The 18941-nt window shown below is 74.0% G+C and carries 16 protein-coding genes; 11 read left to right on the forward strand and 5 right to left on the reverse strand.

Going from position 1 to position 18941, the window contains the following annotated elements; all coding sequences use genetic code 11:
* From K7862_RS38620 to K7862_RS22570, 4 genes are all read left to right on the forward strand, one after another.
* Positions 1-123 (forward strand): serine/threonine kinase C-terminal domain-containing protein (locus tag K7862_RS38620; RefSeq protein WP_504740058.1); only part of this gene is annotated, 123 nt, incomplete at its 5' end.
* Positions 124-424: 301 nt separating this feature from the next.
* Positions 425-2035: a serine/threonine-protein kinase gene (locus K7862_RS22560; RefSeq protein WP_222965387.1), complete on the forward strand. Its 1611-nt coding sequence runs from the start codon at positions 425-427 to the stop codon at positions 2033-2035.
* A gap of 249 nt (positions 2036-2284) precedes the next feature.
* Entirely contained in the window at positions 2285-3922 is a 1638-nt protein-coding gene (locus K7862_RS22565; RefSeq protein ID WP_222965389.1) for a succinic semialdehyde dehydrogenase, read from the forward strand.
* 88 nt (positions 3923-4010) lie between these two features.
* The gene (locus K7862_RS22570; protein WP_222965391.1) at positions 4011-5849 is read left to right on the forward strand and encodes a GMC family oxidoreductase N-terminal domain-containing protein; all 1839 of its coding nucleotides are present in this window, start codon (positions 4011-4013) and stop codon (positions 5847-5849) included.
* Between the two features lie 489 nt (positions 5850-6338).
* On the opposite strand, the gene K7862_RS22575 is transcribed toward K7862_RS22570, so the two are convergent.
* Positions 6339-6710 carry a chorismate mutase gene (locus tag K7862_RS22575; RefSeq protein ID WP_222965393.1) on the reverse strand — a complete coding sequence of 124 codons (372 nt, stop codon included), beginning with the start codon at positions 6708-6710 and terminating at the stop codon, positions 6339-6341.
* A 365-nt stretch (positions 6711-7075) separates the two neighbouring features.
* On the opposite strand from K7862_RS22575, the gene guaA reads away from it, so the two are divergent.
* Both guaA and K7862_RS22585 read left to right on the forward strand, forming a co-directional pair.
* Complete coding sequence (gene guaA, locus K7862_RS22580; protein WP_222965395.1) at positions 7076-8683, forward strand: glutamine-hydrolyzing GMP synthase; 1608 nt, start codon at positions 7076-7078, stop codon at positions 8681-8683.
* A 169-nt stretch (positions 8684-8852) separates the two neighbouring features.
* Complete coding sequence (locus tag K7862_RS22585) at positions 8853-9392, forward strand: DoxX family protein (RefSeq protein ID WP_222965397.1); 540 nt, start codon at positions 8853-8855, stop codon at positions 9390-9392.
* Here K7862_RS22585 and K7862_RS22590 read toward each other — a convergent pair.
* Together K7862_RS22590 and K7862_RS22595 are read right to left on the reverse strand one after the other, a co-directional pair.
* A complete protein-coding gene (locus tag K7862_RS22590) occupies positions 9298-9561 on the reverse strand; it encodes a hypothetical protein (RefSeq protein ID WP_222965399.1) in 264 nt (87 codons plus the stop codon). The two genes, K7862_RS22585 and K7862_RS22590, sit on opposite strands and share 95 nt — an antisense overlap.
* On the reverse strand, positions 9561-11066 hold the full coding sequence (locus K7862_RS22595) for a PspC domain-containing protein (RefSeq protein WP_222965401.1): 1506 nt from the start codon (positions 11064-11066) through the stop codon (positions 9561-9563). The genes K7862_RS22590 and K7862_RS22595 overlap by 1 nt, the downstream gene beginning before the upstream one ends.
* Positions 11067-11221: 155 nt before the next feature.
* Between K7862_RS22595 and K7862_RS22600 the strand changes: the two genes are divergently transcribed.
* Positions 11222-12517 (forward strand): ATP-binding protein, encoded by a 1296-nt coding sequence (locus K7862_RS22600; protein ID WP_222965403.1) that lies wholly within the window; start codon positions 11222-11224, stop codon positions 12515-12517.
* Positions 12514-13191 (forward strand): LuxR C-terminal-related transcriptional regulator, encoded by a 678-nt coding sequence (locus K7862_RS22605; protein WP_222965405.1) that lies wholly within the window; start codon positions 12514-12516, stop codon positions 13189-13191. Before K7862_RS22600 ends, K7862_RS22605 begins: the two co-directional genes overlap by 4 nt.
* 103 nt (positions 13192-13294) lie before the next feature.
* Here the strand turns inward: K7862_RS22605 and K7862_RS22610 are convergent, their stop codons facing one another.
* A complete protein-coding gene (locus tag K7862_RS22610) occupies positions 13295-13609 on the reverse strand; it encodes a hypothetical protein (protein ID WP_222965407.1) in 315 nt (104 codons plus the stop codon).
* A 266-nt stretch (positions 13610-13875) separates the two neighbouring features.
* Here K7862_RS22610 and K7862_RS22615 point away from each other — a divergent pair, with 266 nt between their 5' ends.
* From K7862_RS22615 to K7862_RS22625, 3 genes are all read left to right on the forward strand, one after another.
* Positions 13876-14427 (forward strand): DUF2231 domain-containing protein, encoded by a 552-nt coding sequence (locus K7862_RS22615; RefSeq protein ID WP_222965409.1) that lies wholly within the window; start codon positions 13876-13878, stop codon positions 14425-14427.
* 223 nt (positions 14428-14650) lie between these two features.
* Entirely contained in the window at positions 14651-15601 is a 951-nt protein-coding gene (locus tag K7862_RS22620) for a transglutaminase-like domain-containing protein (RefSeq protein ID WP_222965411.1), read from the forward strand.
* A 115-nt stretch (positions 15602-15716) separates the two neighbouring features.
* On the forward strand, positions 15717-17522 hold the full coding sequence (locus K7862_RS22625) for an FG-GAP repeat domain-containing protein (protein ID WP_222965413.1): 1806 nt from the start codon (positions 15717-15719) through the stop codon (positions 17520-17522).
* A gap of 84 nt (positions 17523-17606) precedes the next feature.
* On the opposite strand, the gene K7862_RS22630 is transcribed toward K7862_RS22625, so the two are convergent.
* Complete coding sequence (locus K7862_RS22630) at positions 17607-18662, reverse strand: C40 family peptidase (protein WP_222965415.1); 1056 nt, start codon at positions 18660-18662, stop codon at positions 17607-17609.
* Positions 18663-18941 lie beyond the last annotated feature (279 nt).

An 18941-nucleotide genomic window follows, 5' to 3' on the forward strand; every position in this document is an offset into this window, starting at 1 on the left:
CGCAATCTCGCCGTCCAGATCGGCGGGCGGTACCACATCGTCCTGATCAGCGGCCCCGACTCCCAACGCGCCGCCGTCCAGCGCGCCTTCGACAAGGCCGTCGAAACCTACACGTCCAGCTGAGCCGCCCCCGCACCTGCGCACCCAGTGCGCACGAGCCCCCCCTGGCGAGGGGCAACCACCCTGGGGAACCCCGCGCCCCTGTTGTGGCGGACGCGGTCCTCCGTCTCGCGGCTCGCGCACGGTAAGGGGGGAACTGCGCTACAGCCCACGGCGGACCGTGGAACGGGGACGGGCTGTCGGGACAAGGCCCAGGCACGCCGCCGGGGGGATTCGGCCCGGGCCGGGGAGGGGGCAACTCCCGTGGAGTGAGGGGATTGTGGTCGCGCGAGCCGGCCCGCAGGGCGTGGTGCATGATGGCCGCATGGCAAGTGACGGGGGACGGGCCACGGCGTCACAGGAGCCCCGCGACACCGTCGCCGGGCGCTACCGCATCACCGGGCGGCTGGGCCGCGGCGGCATGGGCACGGTATGGCGTGCCACCGACGAACTGCTGCGCCGTCAGGTCGCGGTCAAGGAGCTGCACCTCGCCGACCCGGGTCTGGCCGACGTCGAGTCGGACCGGCAGCGTGACCGCGCCCTGCGCGAGGCCCGCAGCGTCGCCCGCATCCGCCACCCGCACGTCGTGGTCGTGCACGACGTCGTGGAGCAGGACGGCCGCCCGTGGATCGTCATGGAGCTGGTCGACGGCCGTTCGCTGGCCGACGTCCTGCGCGAGGACGGCCCGCTGGACCCCCGCGAGGCGGCCCGCATCTGCGGCGCCGTCGCGGGCGCGCTGCTCGCCGCGCACCAGCACGGAATCCAGCACCGCGACGTCAAGCCCGCGAACGTGCTGATCGAGCGGGCCACCGGCCGCGTCGTGCTCACCGACTTCGGCATCGCCCGGATCCCGGGCAGCGCCACCATCAGCGACACCGGCTCCTTCGTCGGCTCGCCGGAGTACACCGCGCCGGAGCGGATGTCGGGGCGCGGGGCGGGCCCCGAGTCGGACCTGTGGTCGCTGGGCGCGCTGCTGTGCGCGGCCGTGGACGGCCGGTCACCGTTCCACCGGGAGTCCATCGCCGAGGTCGTGCACGCCGTGGCGATCGACGACATCACGCCGCCCAGCACCGTCGGGCCGCTGCTGCCGGTGGTCAGGGGGCTGCTGGACCGGGACCCGGCGCGGCGGATGGCCGCCGCCGAGGTGCGGACCGTGCTGATGGCGTACGCCGAGACGGGCACCGAGCCGCCCACCAGGGAGGCGCCGACGCCCGCGCTGTCCCCGGCCGAGCCGGCGCCGGCCACACCCGCGAGCCCGCGCAGGTCCCGCGGCCGGACCGCCGCCGTCCTGGCCGCGGCGGCGCTGATCGCGGTGATCGCCGGGGCGACGGCGGCGCTGGTGGTCGGCCGGGACGGCGGTTCGGGTCACGCCGCGGCCGCGCCGCCGTCCACCGCCGGCACGGCCGCGACCACGCCCACCACCCCGGCCGGCACCGCGACGCCGCGCACCACCCCCGCCGCCTCGGCCTCCCCGGCGCTGCCCAGCGGCTTCCACCTGGTCAGGGACGCGCGCGGGTTCTCCGTCGCCCTGCCGCGGCCCTACGAACGGCAGCTCGCCGCACCCCGCGTCTACTACTGGCTGGCCGGCCACACCTTCCGCTTCGGCGAGCGCACGCAGCGACCCGACCCGCGCGGCGCCTACGCGGTGATGAACGACCAGAACGTCGCGGCCGCCGAGCCGGGCAGCGTGTACCCGGGCTATCGCGACGGAGTGATCACGCCCACGACGATGCACGGCCAGGAAGCCGCGCTGTGGGAGTTCACCTACGACGGCTTCGGCGACGGCTCGGGCGCCCGCCGCACGCTGGACCTGTGCTGGACGGAGAACGGCCGGATGTACGACATCTGGCTGTCGGCGCCGGTGACGAAGACCGAGGCGGCCCGCACGATGTTCGACACCGTCCGCGACACCTTCACCCCCGCCGCGCACGGCTGACCCGCCCCCACGGCTGGCGGGCGCCCGCCAGTCGTAGGGGACCCCGGAGGCGTACGGGGCGCCCCCCGGCCCCGGGACCGGCGCCCCGACCCCGGTCCTGACCTGCGGCTCCGCGTACCGCCGGTTACCCCGCCCCGACCTGCGGCGACCCCATGTCGCCACCGATCGCTGGCGTAGTTGCGCGAATCAAGGAAAAAGTGGCTACTGATGGGTATCCACAGTGTGCCGGGGAGTCGTAACCTCACCGGCATGACGGAAACGCCGGAGCCCGGCAGCAGCCCGAGCGGCAGCGCCAGCAGCGCCCCCACCGACGGCAACCCGGCCGCGCCGACCACGGCCCGGGGCCCGCAGGACGTCGTCACGCCCGACCTGGTCGCCCGCCTCACCCGCGGCGTCACCGGATCGGGCCGGACCGCGAACCACACCCCGCTGACCGGCGAGCGGCTCGCCGAGCTGCCCGAGGCCACGCCGGAGGAGGTGGCCGAGGCGTTCGAGCGGGCCCGCACCGCCCAGCAGGCGTGGGCGGCGACTCCGGTGCGCCGGCGCGCAGCGGTCCTGCTGCGCTTCCACGACCTGGTGCTCGCCCGGCAGTCCGAGGTCCTCGACCTCATCCAGCTCGAGACCGGCAAGGCGCGGCTGCACGCCCACGAGGAGGTGCAGGTGGTCGCGATGGCCGCCCGGCACTACGGCCTCAAGGCGCCCGCGTACCTGCGGCCCAAGCGGCACACCGGCGCGATCCCGACGCTGACCAAGACCGTCGAGCTGCGGCAGCCGCGCGGCGTGGTGGGGCAGATCGCGCCCTGGAACTACCCGCTGGAGCTGTCCGTCGGCGACGCGCTGCCCGCCTTCGCCGCCGGCAACGCGGTGGTGATGAAGCCGGACACCGAGACCGCCCTGACCGCCCTGTGGGCGCGCGAGCAGATGATCGAGGCCGGACTGCCGGCGGACGTCTGGCAGATCGTGATCGGTGAGGGGCCGGTGGTCGGTCCGGCGGTCGTCGAGCACGCCGACTACGTGTCGTTCACCGGCTCCACCCGCACCGGCCGCGAGGTCGCCCAGCGCGCCGCGGCCCGTCTGGTCGGCGCCTCGCTCGAACTCGGCGGCAAGAACGCGCTGCTGGTGCTGCGCGACGCGGACCTGGACAAGGCCGCCGACGGCGCGGTGCGGGCCTGCTTCGCCTCCGCCGGGCAACTGTGCATCTCCGTGGAACGGCTCTTCGTGGACGAGTCGGTGGCCGACGCCTTCACCGAGAAGTTCGTCGCCCGCACCCGGGCCATCCGGCTGGGCACCGCGCTCGCCTACGGCGCGGGCATGGGGTCGCTGGTCGGCGAGCGCCAACTGGCCACCGTCACACGGCATGTGGACGAGGCCCGGGAGAAGGGCGCGAAAGTGCTGGCCGGCGGCCGTCCGCGGCCGGACCTGGGACCGTACGTCTACGAGCCGACGATCCTCGACGGCGTCGAGCCGCCGATGGCGGTCTGCACCGAGGAGACCTTCGGGCCGGTCGTCTCGGTCTACCGGTTCCGCGACGAGGACGAGGCCGTCGAGCGTGCCAACGCCACCGACTACGGGCTCAACTCCAGTGTGTGGAGCCGCGACACGCGCCGCGCCGCCCGGATCGCCGCACGGCTGCGCTCGGGCACCGTCAACGTCAACGAGGCGTACGCGTCCGCCTACGGCAGTGTGCGCGCGCCGATGGGCGGGATGAAGGACTCCGGGCTCGGCCGCCGGCACGGCTCCGAGGGCATCCTGAAGTTCACCGAGGCGCAGACCATCGCCACCCAGCGGCTGCTGCCGATGGCGCCGGCGCTCGGCATGGACGACGAGAAGTACGCCGCGTTCCTCAGCCGTTCGCTGCGGCTGATGAAGACGCTGCGGATGCGCTGACCGCCGCGGCCCCGACCCCGGCCCCGGAATCCGGCTCCCGGACCCCGGCTCCCGACCCCCGTCAACCCCGCTTTTCCCGGAGGACCTTGTGGCTCAGGACGACGGTTACGACTACGACGTGGTCGTCATCGGATCGGGCTTCGGCGGCTCCGTCTCGGCGCTGCGGCTGACCGAGAAGGGCTACCGGGTCGGCGTGCTGGAGGCCGGCCGCCGCTTCGCCCGCGACGAACTGCCCAAGAACTCCTGGGACCTGCGCAACTACCTGTGGGCCCCGGCCCTCGGCCTCTACGGGATCCAGCGCATCCATGTGCTGGGCAACGTCCTGGTGCTGGCCGGCGCCGGGGTCGGCGGCGGTTCGCTGAACTACGCCAACACCCTGTACGTGCCGCCGCCCGCGTTCTTCCAGGACCGCCAGTGGGGCCACATCACCGACTGGCAGGAGGAGCTGGCGCCCTACTACGACCAGGCCCAGCGCATGCTCGGGGTGCGGCTGAACCCCACGCTGACCCCGTCCGACGTCCACCTGCGGGCGGCCGCCGAGCAGATGGGCGTCGGCGACACCTTCCACATGGCGCCCGTCGGGGTCTTCTTCGGCGACGGAAAGGACGCCCGCGGCGACGCCGAGGTCCCGCCGGGCGACGAGACCCCGGACCCGTACTTCGGCGGGGCCGGGCCGTCGCGGCGGGCCTGCACCGAGTGCGGCGAGTGCATGACCGGCTGCCGGCACGGCGCGAAGAACACCCTCAACGAGAACTATCTGCACCTCGCCGAGCGGGCCGGCGCCGTCATCCACCCGATGACGACGGTGGTGGACCTCGCCGAGGACGCCGAGGGCGGCTACCGGGTCACCTCGGTACCCACCGACCGGCGCAAGAAGGGACCGCGGCAGGTGCTGCGGGCCCGGCAGGTGGTCGTCGCGGCGGGCACCTACGGCACCCAGACGCTGCTGCACTCCATGCGCGACGCCGGCCGGCTGCCCGGGATCTCGTCCCGGCTCGGCGAGCTGACCCGCACCAACTCCGAGGCCCTGGTGGGCGCCCAGACCTCGCCCGGCCGGTACCGCAAGCTCCATCCGGGTGCCCCGCTGGACTTCACCCAGGGCGTGGCGATCACCTCGTCGGTGCACCCCAACGACCACACCCACATCGAGCCGGTCCGCTACGGCCGCGGCTCCAACTCGATGGGCTCGCTGTCCACCCTGGCCGCGCCCCACCGCGGCCGGGTGCCGCGCTGGCTGGAGTTCCTCGGCAACAACCTGCGCCACCCGGTGCTGGCCTGCCGTTCGCTGATCACCTACCGCTGGTCGGAGCGGACCATCATCGGCCTGGTGATGCAGACCAGCGACAACTCGCTGACCACGTACCGGAAGACGAAGGGACTGGGCAAGGGGCTGCTCACCGCGCGGCAGGGCCACGGCGCGCCCAACCCGACGCACATCCCCGAGGGCGCCGAGGCCGCGCGCCTGATCGCGGCGGAGATCGGCGGCTTCGCCGGCAGCAACATCGGCGAGGCCACCGAACGGCCGCTCACCGCGCACTTCCTGGGCGGCTGCCCGATCGGGGAGGACGCCGAGCACGGTGTCATCGACCCGTACCACCGGCTCCACGGCCATCCCGGCATCCATGTGGTGGACGGCGCCGCGGTCTCCGCCAACCTCGGGGTCAACCCGTCGCTGACGATCACCGCGCAGGCCGAACGGGCGATGTCGCTGTGGCCCAACAAGGGGGAGGCGGACCCGCGTCCGGCGCAGGGGGAGTCCTACCGGCGGGTGACCCCGGTCGCGCCGGTCGCTCCCGCCGTGCCCGAGGAGGCCTTCGGCGCGCTCCGGCTGCCGTTGCTCGCGGTGCCCGCCGTACCGCCCAGGACTGCGGACGTACCGGCCGGGTCCGGGACGGCGGACGAACCGAGCGAGTCCGGAACGTCCTGAACGCGGTAGTGTGTCCTTCGCAGAGCGGCCGGTCCCAGGCGTCCCTGGGAACCGACCGCCTCTTTGAGTCGTGACCGGGCTGCTGTCCCCTGCCGTCCGATCACTCGCACCGAGGCGAGGTCCCACAGCGGCCGCGTCACTGCGGCCGCATCATCGCATCGGTCACACCCCGCCCAGCTGCGTCTGAGCGGTGTCCATTTCCACGCGTGGTGTTGGGGTACCGCCCCTGGCTGGCACGGACATCACCTCCAACGAAACCGGGGAGCGCCGGTCACGTGCCGTTCGGGTGATGCCGCCCGAACGGGCGCGCCGACCGCCGCCGCGCCTGCCTCCCCCCGCGCGGCGGCACGGGCCCACGGCCCTGTCACACCGTGCGGGTACTCGGGTCGGTCTTCCTGCTCACCGGCTTCGCGGACGGCCTCGTTCCTCGGCCGGCCGCTGCGCCGGTTCGTGCGTCAGCCCTCTGGGGTACTCGGTCGGTCTTCCTGCTCACCGGCTTCGCGGACGGCCTCGTTCCTCGGCCGGCCGCTGCGCCGGCTCGTGCGTCAGCCCTCCGCGGCAGAGTTCCAAGAGCTTCATCGCCACCGCCGTCCCCGGCTTGCCCAGTGCCGTGCCGTACGTGCGGAGGACGTCCAGTTCGCGGGCCAGGTGGACCCGGCGGCCGCCGGAGCCGATCCGGGCGGCCTGGATCTGGCCGGACACGTCCATCCGCTCCCGCACCAGGGCGATGATCCGCGTGTCCAGTTCGTCGATGCGCTCCCGCCGCTCGGCGATCAGCGCCTCGGCCGTCTCCGGGCCGGTGCCCGCGGGGGAGTGGGCGCCGGTGTCCGTCGCGGTCCTGGTGGTGGTGCTCTCGGTCATGGTCTGCTCCTCGGGGTGACCGGCCCCGGGTCACGGCCCCGCGGAAGCGACAGGCGCCCCGGGCCGTGTGGCCCGGGGCGCCTGGGAAGTCGCTGGCTAACTCACGCAGCGCGACCGTGGCAGCCGGACCAGCCGGTGCCATAGGTAAACGCGAAGGTGCGCGGGTTCATGGCGCCAGTATGGACCACGCCCCCCGCGGGGGCGCAAACCCGAAACCGGGCCGGGGGGACGCCCCGGTCCCGGACGCCGGGCCGGCGTCCGTCCACAGGAGGATCTCCGGCCGGGACGTCCGCCATCCGGCCGACGGTAGACTCGGGGGCAGGCCGATTGGCCGCGACCCTGCAGAAACCGCCGGAAGGCCGCCCGTGGCATCAGCGACCCCAGCCGCCCCCGACCACAACCCCGTCACGAACCCGGACGTCGTCCTCGTGGTCGACTTCGGAGCGCAGTACGCCCAGCTCATCGCCCGCCGGGTGCGTGAGGCCCGGGTCTACAGCGAGATCGTGCCCTCGACCATGCCGGTCGCGGAGATGCTGGCGAAGAACCCGGCCGCGATCATCCTGTCCGGCGGTCCCTCCTCGGTGTACGCCGAGAGCGCGCCGACCCTGGACCGCGCGATCTTCGAGGCCGGCGTCCCGGTCTTCGGCATGTGCTACGGCTTCCAGCTGATGGCCACCACGCTCGGCGGCACCGTCGACAACACCGGCGCCCGCGAGTACGGCCGCACCCCGCTGAGCGTCAGCAAGCCCGGGTCGACGCTGTTCGAGGGCACCCCCGCCGAGCAGTCGGTGTGGATGTCGCACGGCGACGCCTGCTCGGCGGCCCCCGAGGGCTTCACCGTCACCGCGTCCACCGACGTCGTCCCGGTCGCCGCCTTCGAGAACGACGCCCAGCGGCTGTACGGCGTCCAGTACCACCCCGAGGTGCTGCACTCCACGCACGGCCAGCAGATCCTGGAGCACTTCCTCTACCGGGGCGCGGGCATCGCCCCCTCGTGGACCACGACCAACGTCGTGGAGGAGCAGATCGCGCTCATCCGCGAGCAGGTCGGCACCCGGCGGGCGATCTGCGGGCTGTCCGGCGGCGTGGACTCCGCGGTCGCCGCCGCGCTCGTGCAGCGGGCCATCGGCGACCAGCTCACCTGCGTGTACGTCGACCACGGTCTGATGCGCAAGGGCGAGACCGAGCAGGTCGAGAAGGACTTCGTGGCCGCGACCGGCGTCCAGCTCAAGGTCGTGGACGCCTCCGAGCGGTTCCTGGACGCGCTCGCCGGGGTGTCCGACCCCGAGGAGAAGCGGAAGATCATCGGCCGCGAGTTCATCCGGGTCTTCGAGCAGGCGCAGGCCGAGATCGTCGCCGAGGCCGGGGTGACCGGCGAACCGGTGGAGTTCCTGGTCCAGGGCACCCTCTACCCGGACGTGGTGGAGTCCGGCGGCGGCACGGGCACCGCCAACATCAAGTCCCACCACAACGTCGGCGGCCTCCCCGAGGACCTCCAGTTCCAGCTCGTCGAACCGCTGCGCAAGCTGTTCAAGGACGAGGTGCGGATGGTCGGCCAGGAGCTCGGGCTGCCCGAGGAGATCGTCCACCGGCAGCCGTTCCCCGGCCCCGGCCTCGGCATCCGGATCGTCGGCGAGGTCACCCGGGAGCGCCTGGACCTGCTGCGCGAGGCCGACGCCATCGCGCGCGAGGAGCTGACCGCGGCCGGTCTCGACCGCGAGATCTGGCAGTGCCCGGTGGTGCTGCTGGCCGACGTCCGCAGCGTCGGCGTGCAGGGCGACGGCCGCACCTACGGTCACCCGGTCGTGCTCCGCCCGGTCTCGTCCGAGGACGCCATGACCGCCGACTGGTCGCGGCTGCCCTACGACGTCCTCGCCCGGATCTCCACCCGGATCACCAACGAGGTCAAGGACGTCAACCGGGTCGTGCTGGACGTCACCAGCAAGCCCCCGGGCACCATCGAGTGGGAGTGAGCGGGAAGGCGGCGCTCCGATCGGGGCGCCGCCTTCTTGCCGGTGCCGTGTGGCGCCCCGATTGAGTGACAGCGCGCGGGTGTACGTATAGGCCTCTGACGCAGTCGTCCGCCGCGTGCCGGGGAGAACCGTTCCTCCTCGGGCGCGGGCAGCGAGAGAGGTGGAACTGATGCTGGACACGTGGCGCGGGACCGCGCGGCGCTACGCGCTGCTGCCGTTGCGGATCTTCCTGGGTGTGACGTTCGTCTACGCCGGACTCGACAAGCTCACCAGCAACACCTTCTTCACCGACGCGGCCAACGGCTCCCTCGTGCAGACCCTGCACGGGACCCACGACACCGCGGCCGTCCCCGCGATGATCGACCTGGCGCTCAAGGCGCCGCACGGATTCGGCTACGCGATCGCCCTCGGCGAGATCGCCGTCGGCCTCGGCATGCTGGCCGGCCTGCTCGGCCGGGTCGCGGCGGCCGGCGGCGCGTTGATCTCGCTGAGCCTGTGGCTGACCGTCAGCTGGTCGACGACCCCGTACTACTACGGCAACGACCTGGCCTATCTGATGGCCTGGCTGCCGCTGGTCCTCGCCGGGACGCCCTACCTGTCGCTGGACGCGCTGATCACCAGGCGCCGGGACGGGCAGAACCGGGTGCCGCGCCAGCACGCTGCCGACGCCGCTCACGACGAGCGCGTACGAAGCGAACACCCTGCGTGAGGATCGCGGTGGCGGCCACCAGCAGCAGGCCGCCGCCGGCCAGCGGGATCGTCACCGTCAGCCGGGACAGGTCCCACACCCGGCAGGCGTCCAGGACGAACGCCACCGTCAGCCCGATCAGCACCAGGCCCATCACCAGCGCCGCCGGCTCGAAACGATGCCGCCGCATCACCGCACCACCTTCACCTGGCCGACGCCCACGTGGACGTCCAGCCGGATCGTCCCGGACGAGACCGTGCCCCTGGGCACGGCGAACGTCCGGGTGCCGTGCCGGCCGCCGTGGACCTGCACCCCGTCGTTCACCGTGCCGGGCAGCACGAGTTCGCCGACGCCCAGGTCGTAGTCGATCGTCACCACGGCGTTCCGCGGCAGCAGCACCTCGGCCTGGCCGGCGCCGATCTCCACCCGCGTGGTGACCGTCCGCCCGTCCAGCGCCACCCGCGTCAGGTCCAGCGTCGCGGTGCCCGCCCCGCGCTCGTACGACGACTGGACGGCGGCCGCGGTCAGCGGCCGCCAGGTGCTGCGGCCCACTCCCTGACCGGACTTCGGCAGCGTGGCCGTGCCGATCAGCGCGGCGATCGTCAGCACCGCGAAGAACGTGGTGCCCCCGCGGGCCCGTCCGGCGAAGGACGCGACGACGAACGCCACGCCCAGCACGCCGAGTGCCGACGCCAGGCCGATCTCCACGCTCACCGCGGTCGGCTGGTACGGCCACGCCACTCCGGTGCCGACGGCGAGCGCGGTCACCGTGAGCAGGAACACCAGCAGCCCGAACAGCCACGAGGAGTGCTCCCGCCGGACCTGCCGCTTGCGCTCCCGCCACACGGCCCGGTCCTCCGCGCCGTACGGGCCGTCGTCGGGGCCCCACAGATAGCCCGGCTCCTTGGTCAGCGGCTCCCGCCACCACGAGGGGGCGGCGCCCGGCTCCGGCGGAGCCTGCACCGCGGGCGGCGCGTCCGGGACCGCGGTGGCCACCCGGCTCCCCCCGCCGGGACCGGTGCCCGGCACGGGCACCTCGCCCGCGGCCGCCATCCGGCGCCGCTGCTGCGACCAGTACACCGCGGCCGCCGTCCCCGTCAGCAGCAGCAGCGAGAACGCCTGGTTGCCGCCGTTGCCGATCATCGACGCGTACAGGCCGCAGCCGACCAGGGTCATCAGCACCGCGGTCAGCGGCGCGCCCTCGATCCGGCCGGACAGCAGCCGGTGCGCCTCGCTCTCGTCCTCGCCGTCCTGCGGGATCACCAGCCAGCCCATGCCGTAGACGATCAGGCCGATGCCGCCGGTGAGCGAGAGCACGACCAGGACGACGCGGAAGATCACCGGGTCGACGCCGAAGAACCGGCCGGCGCCGTGGCAGACGCCCGCGATCACCTTGTCGCGGTCGCGACCGCGGCGCAGGCGCGGCCGGGACGCGTCGCCGTCGTCGCCGGGGTCACCGCGGTCGCCGCCGCCGTTGTCGTTGCCGCCGCCGTCGTCATCAGCGTCCGCGACGTCCTCGGCCGAGACCCGGGTCGCGCCCGTGCGCCCCGGCCGGGGCCCGCCGCCGGGCGCGTCCGCCGACGCTCCGGTGCGCGTGTCCGCACGGCCGTGCCCGGGCGCGTCCCCTGGCCGGGGGCCGTGCTCGGGTTCGTGCTCGGGCTCGGGGGTGTGCCGCCCGGGAGGCTGGTCCGTCATACGACCATGGTGGCGGTTCCGCCGCTCTGCCGGGACCCGGCCCCGACCCTGGTACGACCCTGATCCGTCCCCTGGGGGCCGCACCGGGTTCCGGGACGGGATCGTGGGGTCAACCCTGATGCCGCGGGCCGGGCGGTTGTGTGACGATCGGGGGTATGCCAGCCAGCAGCCCGCCCTCCGGTGTCACCGGAGCGACCTTCCTCGCCCCGCCCGAGCCGGGCGACAGCGGTGTGCGCAAGCTCTACCGCAGTTCCGAGGGCCGCATGGTCGGCGGCGTGGCGCGCGGGCTGGCCGGGCACCTGGGTCTGCCCGTGCTGTGGGTGCGGGTGTTCTTCATCGTCCTCGCGGCCTTCAACGGCATCGGGATCCTCGTCTACGCCATCTTCTGGTTCTTCGTGCCGCTGGGCGTCGGCGGCGTCGCCGAGGCCAAGGAGCCGCGCGACGCCCGGTCCTGGCTCGCGGGCAAGCGACCCGACAAGGGCCAGGTCATCGCGCTGATCGCGCTCGCCGTCGGCACCGGCATCCTGGTCGACAACCTCAACCTGGGGGCCGCGAACCGCGCGGTGTGGCCGCTGCTGGTGATCGCGCTCGGCGTGGCCCTGGTGTGGCGGCAGGCCGACAACGCCCGCAAGGCCCGCTGGCTGGAGATGAGCCAGGGCAAGCGGTTCTGGCCGGTGGCCCGGGCCGCGGCCGGGATCGCGCTGGTCGTCGCCGGTGTGACCGGCTTCATCGTGGTCCGCGGCTCCGGCAGCCACCTCGGCGGCATCCTGCAGGCCGCGCTCGCCGTGCTCGTCGGCGTCGCGCTGATCGCCGGCCCCTACCTGGTGCGGATGACGCAGGACCTGTCCGCGGAGCGCCTGATGCGTATCCGGGCTCAGGAGCGGGCCGAGGTCGCCGCGCACGTCCACGACTCGGTGCTGCACACCCTGACCCTGATCCAGCGCAACGCCGACGACCCCCGCGAGGTGGCCCGGCTGGCCCGCGCCCAGGAACGCGAACTGCGCGCCTGGCTCTACCGGCCGGAGGGCACCGGACGGGACGACGAGCCGACCACCCTCGCCGACGCGGTGCGGGCCGCCGCGGCCGAGGTCGAGGACGCGCACGGCGTTCCGGTGGAGGTCGTGTGCGTCGGCGACTGCCCGCTCGACGAGCGGCTCGTGTCGCAGATGCAGGCGGCGCGTGAGGCGATGGTCAACGCGGCGAAGTACGGTGGCGGTTCGGCCGGCGAGGCGGTGCAGGTCTACGCCGAGGTCGAGGAGGGCCGGGTCTTCGTCTCGGTCCGTGACCACGGTCCCGGATTCGACCTCGACCAGGTCCCCGAGGACCGCATGGGCGTACGACAATCGATCATCGGCCGGATGGAGCGCAACGGCGGGCTGGCCCGGCTGCGGTCCGCCCCCGGCGGCGGAACCGAAGTGGAGCTGGAGATGGAGAGGGTGGCGGCGGCATGAGCACGGACGAGCAGCGGCGGGTTCGGGTGGTGCTCGTCGACGACCACCGCATGTTCCGCACCGGGGTGCAGGCGGAGATCGGCGCCACCGAGGAGACCGGCGTCGAGGTCGTCGGCGAGGCCGCCGACGTCGACCAGGCGGTCAGCGTCGTCACCGCCACCCGGCCGGAGGTGGTGCTCCTGGACGTGCACCTGCCCGGCGGCGGCGGGGTCGAGGTGCTGCGGCGCTGCGCCGCGCTGGCCGCCGACCCGGAGCGGCCGGTGCGCTTCCTCGCCCTGTCGGTGTCCGACGCGGCCGAGGACGTGATCGGGGTGATCCGCGGCGGCGCCCGCGGCTACGTCACCAAGACCATCACCGGTCCCGACCTGATCGGCTCGATCTTCCGGGTCAGGGACGGCGACGCGGTGTTCTCCCCGCGCCTGGCCGGCTTCGTGCTCGACGCCTTCGCCTCCACCGACGCCCCGCCGGTCGACGAGGACCTGGACCGGCTGACGCAGCGCGAGCGGGAGGTGCTGCGGCTGATCGCGCGCGGGTACGCGTACAAGGAGATCGCCAAGCAGCTGTTCATCTCCGTCAAGACGGTCGAGTCGCACGTCTCCGCGGTGCTGCGCAAGCTGCAGCTGTCCAACCGGCACGAGCTGACCCGCTGGGCGACGGCCCGCCGGCTGGTCTGAGCGGGCCGTCCCCGGAGCGTGCGGGCCATGGCACGGTGTTCCGCCGTGTCACCGCACGTCCGGTGCGGGCCGCCGTACAAGGCCCGCGGTCACCGCACCGGCGTCAGTCGTCCTCGTCGGGCCAGAGCAGGGTGTAGTTCGGCACACGGACCGCGCGCTGCTCGACCGGGGTGTCGAGGGACTCCATCGGCACCCCCTCGGGCACCGCGCAGCGGCTGAGATGAATGCCGACCAGGCATCCGTCGCACCAGAAGGCCGCGTATCCCACCCGCTGGTCCGGATGCCCGGTGAAGGTCAGCCGGAGGCCGTCCGCCCCGCAACTGGGACACGGCCGGTGCGTCGCCCGGGCCGGCAGCGCTTTCCAGTGCTGCTCGTACGCCTCCAGCCACGCTCCCCAACTCGCCGTCAGGGCCTGCATCCTCGCATCTCCTGTCATCTCGGCTCGCCCGTCTCCGGGCGACAGACGACACTACGCCGCCGCCCGCGCCCGTGGGTCGCTTTCCCCTAACGGTTGGCGCGGCCTCCGCGCGCGGTCCGGCGCCGCGCGGTTCCGGCCACCGGGCGGACGGTGGACGGGCGGCGGTGTCCACAGGCGGGCAGCCGCGTTCAGAGGGGACGCAGAAGTTGGCGTGCCAGGCTGCTGACCTCGTGTTGTCCGCACGTCCGCTGCCCTGGAGATCCCTGATGAGTCCGACCGTCGTCGACGGCCTGCCGGCCCACATCCTGTTCGTCCACTTCGTCGTGGTGATGGTCCCGTTGACCGCCCTGGCGGTGGTGGCGGGTGCCGTACGGCAGCGGTGGGCCCGGCGGATGGGCGTGCTGCTGCCGGTGACCGCCCTGGTCACGCTGGCGATGGTGCCGGTGACCACCCACGCGGGGGAGTGGCTGGAGCGGCGGTCCGGGCACAGCCCGCTGCTGCGGCGCCACACCGAACTGGGCGACACCCTGCTGCCGTGGGCCCTTGGCCTGTTCCTGGCGGCCACGGTCGTGTGGTGGATCGGCCGCCGCACCGCCCCGGCAGTCGCGCCTGACGGGGTGGACGCGGGGAGCACGACGGACGCCGGGCCGGCGCGGTCCGGCGGCGGCTGGCAGCGCGCCGGATGGGTCCGGACGGTGGCCGTCGTCGCCGCGGTCGCGATCGGGGCCGGCGCCGTCGTCGACGTCTACCGGATAGGCGAGTCCGGGGCCAAGGCGGCGTGGGAGGGCACGACCCAGTCGGCCCCGGCGTCCCACTGACCGCCGGACTCCGGCCGTACGGCGAGCGCGCGTGCCCACAGCGCGTGCCGCCGCCGCGCATGCTGCCGGTCGGCGGCGCGGGGTCGTGCGCCGTCGATCGTTATCCCCTGGACACGCGACGGCGGCATTTGGCACGGTGGTCCGCGCCCGCCCGCCGCACGACGCGGAGCCGGCGCCGATGACCGGGGGCCGATGACCGGGGCCCGATGACTGGGGGAAGTCGATGACCACCGCCGCCGTACCGCACCTCGCACCCGAGGCCGCCGCGTTCTACCGCGCGCAGAGCCTGTTCTCCGACCCGGGTGACATGGTCGGCCTGTACGCGGACCTGCCGCATGGCGTCGGTGAACTCGCCACCGTCGTACGCAACCTGATGATCCATCGGGTGGAGTCCGGGCAGTGGGGGATCCCCGTCGACGAGCAGCGCATGCACGACGACGCCGAGACCCGCTACGTCGACGACATCCTGCGGCTGGTCGCCGGCCGCAGCACCGAACCGCTGACCGGCAGCCGCCCCTACGGAGACCGCTTCGTCGGCATCTGCCGGGACTTCACGCTGCTGCACGTCTCCCTGCTGCGGCACCTGGGGATCCCGGCCCGGCTGCGGTCCGGCTTCGCCGACTACTTCGGCACCGACGGGTTCCACTTCGACCACGTCGTCACCGAGTACTGGGACGAGGGGCGCGGCTGGCTGCTCGCCGACGCGCAGATCCACGACCCAGGCCACTACGCCCTGGACTTCGATCCCGCCGACATCCCGCGCGACCGCTTCCTGACGGCGGGCCGGGCCTGGCAGCTGCTGCGCTCGGGCGAGGCCGACCCGCGGACGTTCGGACTGCCCCCGGCCGGCGGGGACTTCACCGGGCGGTGGTTCGTCGCCGCGGACATCCGCCTCGATCTCGCCGCGCTGAACAAGGTCGAGACGCTGCTGTGGGACACCTGGGGATCCGGCGCGACCGGAGGTCCGGGCGACGGTGGCGCCGACGGGTTCGGCGCCGACATCGGCGAGGACCTGCTCGCGGTGTACGACCGGGCCGCCGCGCTCACCGCCGGGGACGTGCCGTTCGCGGCCGCGCGTGAGCTGTTCGCCGGCAGCGACGAGCTCCGCACACCCCCCACCGTGACCTGTCACGCCCCCTTCAACGGCCGCTCCCAGGTGACGTTGCGGCGATAGAATCGTGCCGCCCGGGTCGGGCGACCGCCGCTCCCGGGCTCCGGCTCCGCCTGCGCCTCGGCGCAACGACCGCGTTCCTGGGGGGACTGTGCTCTTTCGATCTCGCGCGCACGCAGTGGCGCGCCGTCGTGGCCGTCTGATCGCGGCCTGCACGACCGGCGCGGTGGCCGCGGGCGCGCTCGCGCTCGGCCCCGCGGGCGTCGCCCGGGCGGACGGCGCCGGGCCCAGCGGCAGTGCGTGGAAGGCCACTTCGGCGCGCGCCGGCGCGTCGGGCCCGGCCGGTCCCTCCCGCACCTCGGACCTCGCCGGCGCCTCCCGCACCTCCGCCCTGGCCGGCCGGCATCCCACCGTCGTCCTGCCGCACCACAAGACGGTGCTGTCCGCAGCGGCCGCGGCCGACGCCCTGGTCACCCCGCGCTACGACGTGGACGGCGACGGCCTCGAGGACTTCATCACGCAGGAGATCGACGGCACCGTCCACCAGCTCGGCAGCGTCGCCGACAAGTGGACCCCGCTCGGCCAGAGTCCGGTCATGTACCGCGACATCCTCACGCCCGGGAACCTGACGGCGGGCATCGCCGGCCCCGAGGTGCTGTCGCTGACCACCACCGGCCGCCTCTCGCTGTGGGACCACACCGCGTTCCCCACCGGGACGCCGGTGTGGACCGGCATCGGCTGGCAGATCTACAACAAGGTCGTCGCGGTCGGCGACATCGACGGCGACGGCTGGGGCGACCTGCTCGCCCGCACCCCGTCCGGCGACCTGTTCCTCTACAAGGGCACCGGCAGCGCCACCGCGCCCTTCGCCGCCCGCGTCAAGGTCGGCAACGGCTACGGCGTCTACGACCAGCTCATCGGCGCCGGCGACATCACCGCCACCGGCCACGAGACGCTGGTCGCCCGCGACCTCGACGGCGACCTGTGGATGTACACCCTCGACGGCACCGCCGCCGACCCGCTGTCCGCGCGCGTGAAGATCGGCACCGGCTGGAACGTCTACAACCAGCTCGTCGGCGCCGGCGACGAGAAGGGCGCGGTCGGCGGCATCTTCGGCCGCGCGCTGAACGGCGACCTCTACTGGTACGAGGGCACCGGGACGGGCACCGGCACCGCGACGCTCACCGCCCGGTCCAGGATCAGCACCGACTGGAACAGCCAACTGGTCGTCGGCCAGGGCAGCGTCCCGATGTGGGGCAGGAACGACCTGTTCGGCCAGACCTCCGGCGGCAACCTCTATTACTACTACGGCAATCTCGACGGCGCCCTCAGCGCCCGGCTGGCCGTCGGCGACGCCGGAGCGTGGAGGGGCAGCCGCCTGCTCACCTCGGTGTCGCTGTCCCAGCAGGACGAGGAGCCGCTGCTGGAGATCTACAACGGCACGCTCTACAACGACACTCCGGGCTTCGAGACGGTGCGCAGCAGCGGGTGGGGCGGGTACGACTCCGTCTTCGGCCCCGGCGACCTCAACGGCGACGGCAACGCCGACCTCCTCGCGCGCGACACCGGCGGGGTCCTGTGGCTGCTGACCGGCAAGGGCAACGGCACGTTCTACGGCCGGGCCAGGGTCGGTGCCGGCTGGGGCGGCTACAACGCGCTGACCGGCGCGGGCGACATCAACGGCGACGGCATCCCCGACATCGTGGCCCGCGCCGGCAACGGCCACCTCTACCTGTACCTCGGGACCGGCGTCGGCTCCGCGCCGTTCAGGTCCCGCCAGGACATCGGCGCCGGCTGGAACATCTACTCCCGGCTCGCCGCCCCCGGCGACCTCGACGGCGACGGCCGCGCGGACCTCGTGGGCGCGACCCCGGGCGGGCGGCTCTACCGCTACAGCGGCTCGGGCCGCACCGGCACCGCCACCTTCGGGCCCCGCGTCGAGATCGGCACGGCGGGCTGGAACACGTACAGCGCGATCTTCTGAGCCGGATGCCGGGACCCGGGAGCCGGAAGCGATGAGCCGCGGCCGCAGCCCGTGGGGAGGGACCGGCAGGAGCAGCGGCAGCGGTCATCCGGGCCGCGTCGCCCCGGCGAAGGGCATCTCCGAGATGGCGGCGATGCGCACCGGGGCGCCGGGGTGCGGCGCGTGGATCATCTGGCCGTCGCCGATGTACAGGCCCACGTGCGAGACGCCGGAGTAGAAGAACACCAGGTCGCCGGGGCGCAGTTGGGACTCCGGCACCCGCGTCCCGGCGTTGATCTGGGTGTAGGTGGTACGCGGCAGGGACACGCCCGCGGACTTCCACGCCGCCTGCGTCAGGCCCGAACAGTCGTAGGCGCTGGGCCCGGTGGCGCCCCAGACATACGGGAGGCCCAGCGCGCGGTAGGCGAACGCGACGGCCTGGGCGGCCCGGGCCGAGGGCGCGCCGGCGACCGTGGACAGCGGCGGCCGGACGATGGAGCGGTCGGCCGCGGCCGGGCCGGAGCCGGGACCGTCCGAGGCGGCGACCGCCGCCCGGTCGGCCGGGCTGAGCAGGGCGAGCAGCGCCTGCGCCTCCGCGAGGGTGTGCTGCACGGTCTGCTTGCGGTGCGCGAGCCTGGTCTGCGCGTCCTGGAGGGTGGACAGCCGGTCCGCGGCCTCGGCCCGCGTCTGGTCCATGTCGCGCTGCTCGGCGGTCAGCCGGGCCAGTGCCGCGGCCTGCCGGTCGCCCAACTGGTCGAGCATCCTGGCCTGTTCCAGGTAGTGCTGCGGCGCCGAGCTCAGCGCGAGCTGCAGCGTCGGGTCGAGGGAGCCGGCCCGGTACTGCGCCGCCGCGACCGTGCCCAGGGCGTCCCGGGTCGCGTTGACCGCGGCGGCCTTGCGGGCCAGCTCGTCCTGGAGGCCGTTCACCGCCTGCTGCGCGGTGTCCACCTGCTGCTTCGCGTCGTCGTACTGCTCGGCCGCCTGCTCCGCCTCCCGGTAGAGCGCCTCGACCTTCGTCCTCACCTCGGCCGGTGTCGGCCGGGGCTCCGCGTTCCCGGTCTCGCCGAACAGGGACACCGAGGCGGCGGAGGCGAGGGCCACGGTGCAGGCGGCGCGGGAGGCGGTCGTGCGAGGTCGGGGCGGGCGACTGTGGGAGGCCATGGCGGCCGTCCCTCCTTCCGGGGGTGGGGCCCGGCGGCGCCTGCACGGGGGAACAGGACGCCGCCGGACCTCGGCGGAGGTGGCCGCCCGCCGTGGTGACGACGACGGGGCGTCGACGGCGGGGGATCGGCCACCTGTCGAGCGACGCTAAACCTCCGGCGGGCCTTCGCGGGGGCGTTGGACCGGGACTGGTCTGCTTCCGGCCGGGCCCGACCGGAACCGACCGTCGTTCGACGGGTGACCTGCCCGCTTCGGTGCCCGCCGTGACCGATGCGCCCG

The organism is Actinacidiphila acidipaludis, from assembly GCF_019890725.1.
Taxonomy (GTDB): Bacteria; Actinomycetota; Actinomycetes; order Streptomycetales; family Streptomycetaceae; genus Actinacidiphila; species Actinacidiphila acidipaludis.

Coding starts and splice junctions, on each gene's coding strand:
- K7862_RS22615 (WP_222965409.1), top strand. CDS start 13,876: ATGAGTCCGACCGTCGTCGACGGCCTGCCGGCCCACATCCTGTTCGTC.
- K7862_RS22560 (WP_222965387.1), top strand. CDS start 425: ATGGCAAGTGACGGGGGACGGGCCACGGCGTCACAGGAGCCCCGCGAC.
- K7862_RS22610 (WP_222965407.1), bottom strand. CDS start 13,609: ATGCAGGCCCTGACGGCGAGTTGGGGAGCGTGGCTGGAGGCGTACGAG.
- K7862_RS22630 (WP_222965415.1), bottom strand. CDS start 18,662: ATGGCCTCCCACAGTCGCCCGCCCCGACCTCGCACGACCGCCTCCCGC.
- K7862_RS22605 (WP_222965405.1), top strand. CDS start 12,514: ATGAGCACGGACGAGCAGCGGCGGGTTCGGGTGGTGCTCGTCGACGAC.
- K7862_RS22600 (WP_222965403.1), top strand. CDS start 11,222: ATGCCAGCCAGCAGCCCGCCCTCCGGTGTCACCGGAGCGACCTTCCTC.
- K7862_RS22620 (WP_222965411.1), top strand. CDS start 14,651: ATGACCACCGCCGCCGTACCGCACCTCGCACCCGAGGCCGCCGCGTTC.
- K7862_RS22595 (WP_222965401.1), bottom strand. CDS start 11,066: ATGACGGACCAGCCTCCCGGGCGGCACACCCCCGAGCCCGAGCACGAA.
- K7862_RS22590 (WP_222965399.1), bottom strand. CDS start 9,561: ATGCGGCGGCATCGTTTCGAGCCGGCGGCGCTGGTGATGGGCCTGGTG.
- K7862_RS22565 (WP_222965389.1), top strand. CDS start 2,285: ATGACGGAAACGCCGGAGCCCGGCAGCAGCCCGAGCGGCAGCGCCAGC.
- K7862_RS22585 (WP_222965397.1), top strand. CDS start 8,853: ATGCTGGACACGTGGCGCGGGACCGCGCGGCGCTACGCGCTGCTGCCG.
- K7862_RS22575 (WP_222965393.1), bottom strand. CDS start 6,710: ATGACCGAGAGCACCACCACCAGGACCGCGACGGACACCGGCGCCCAC.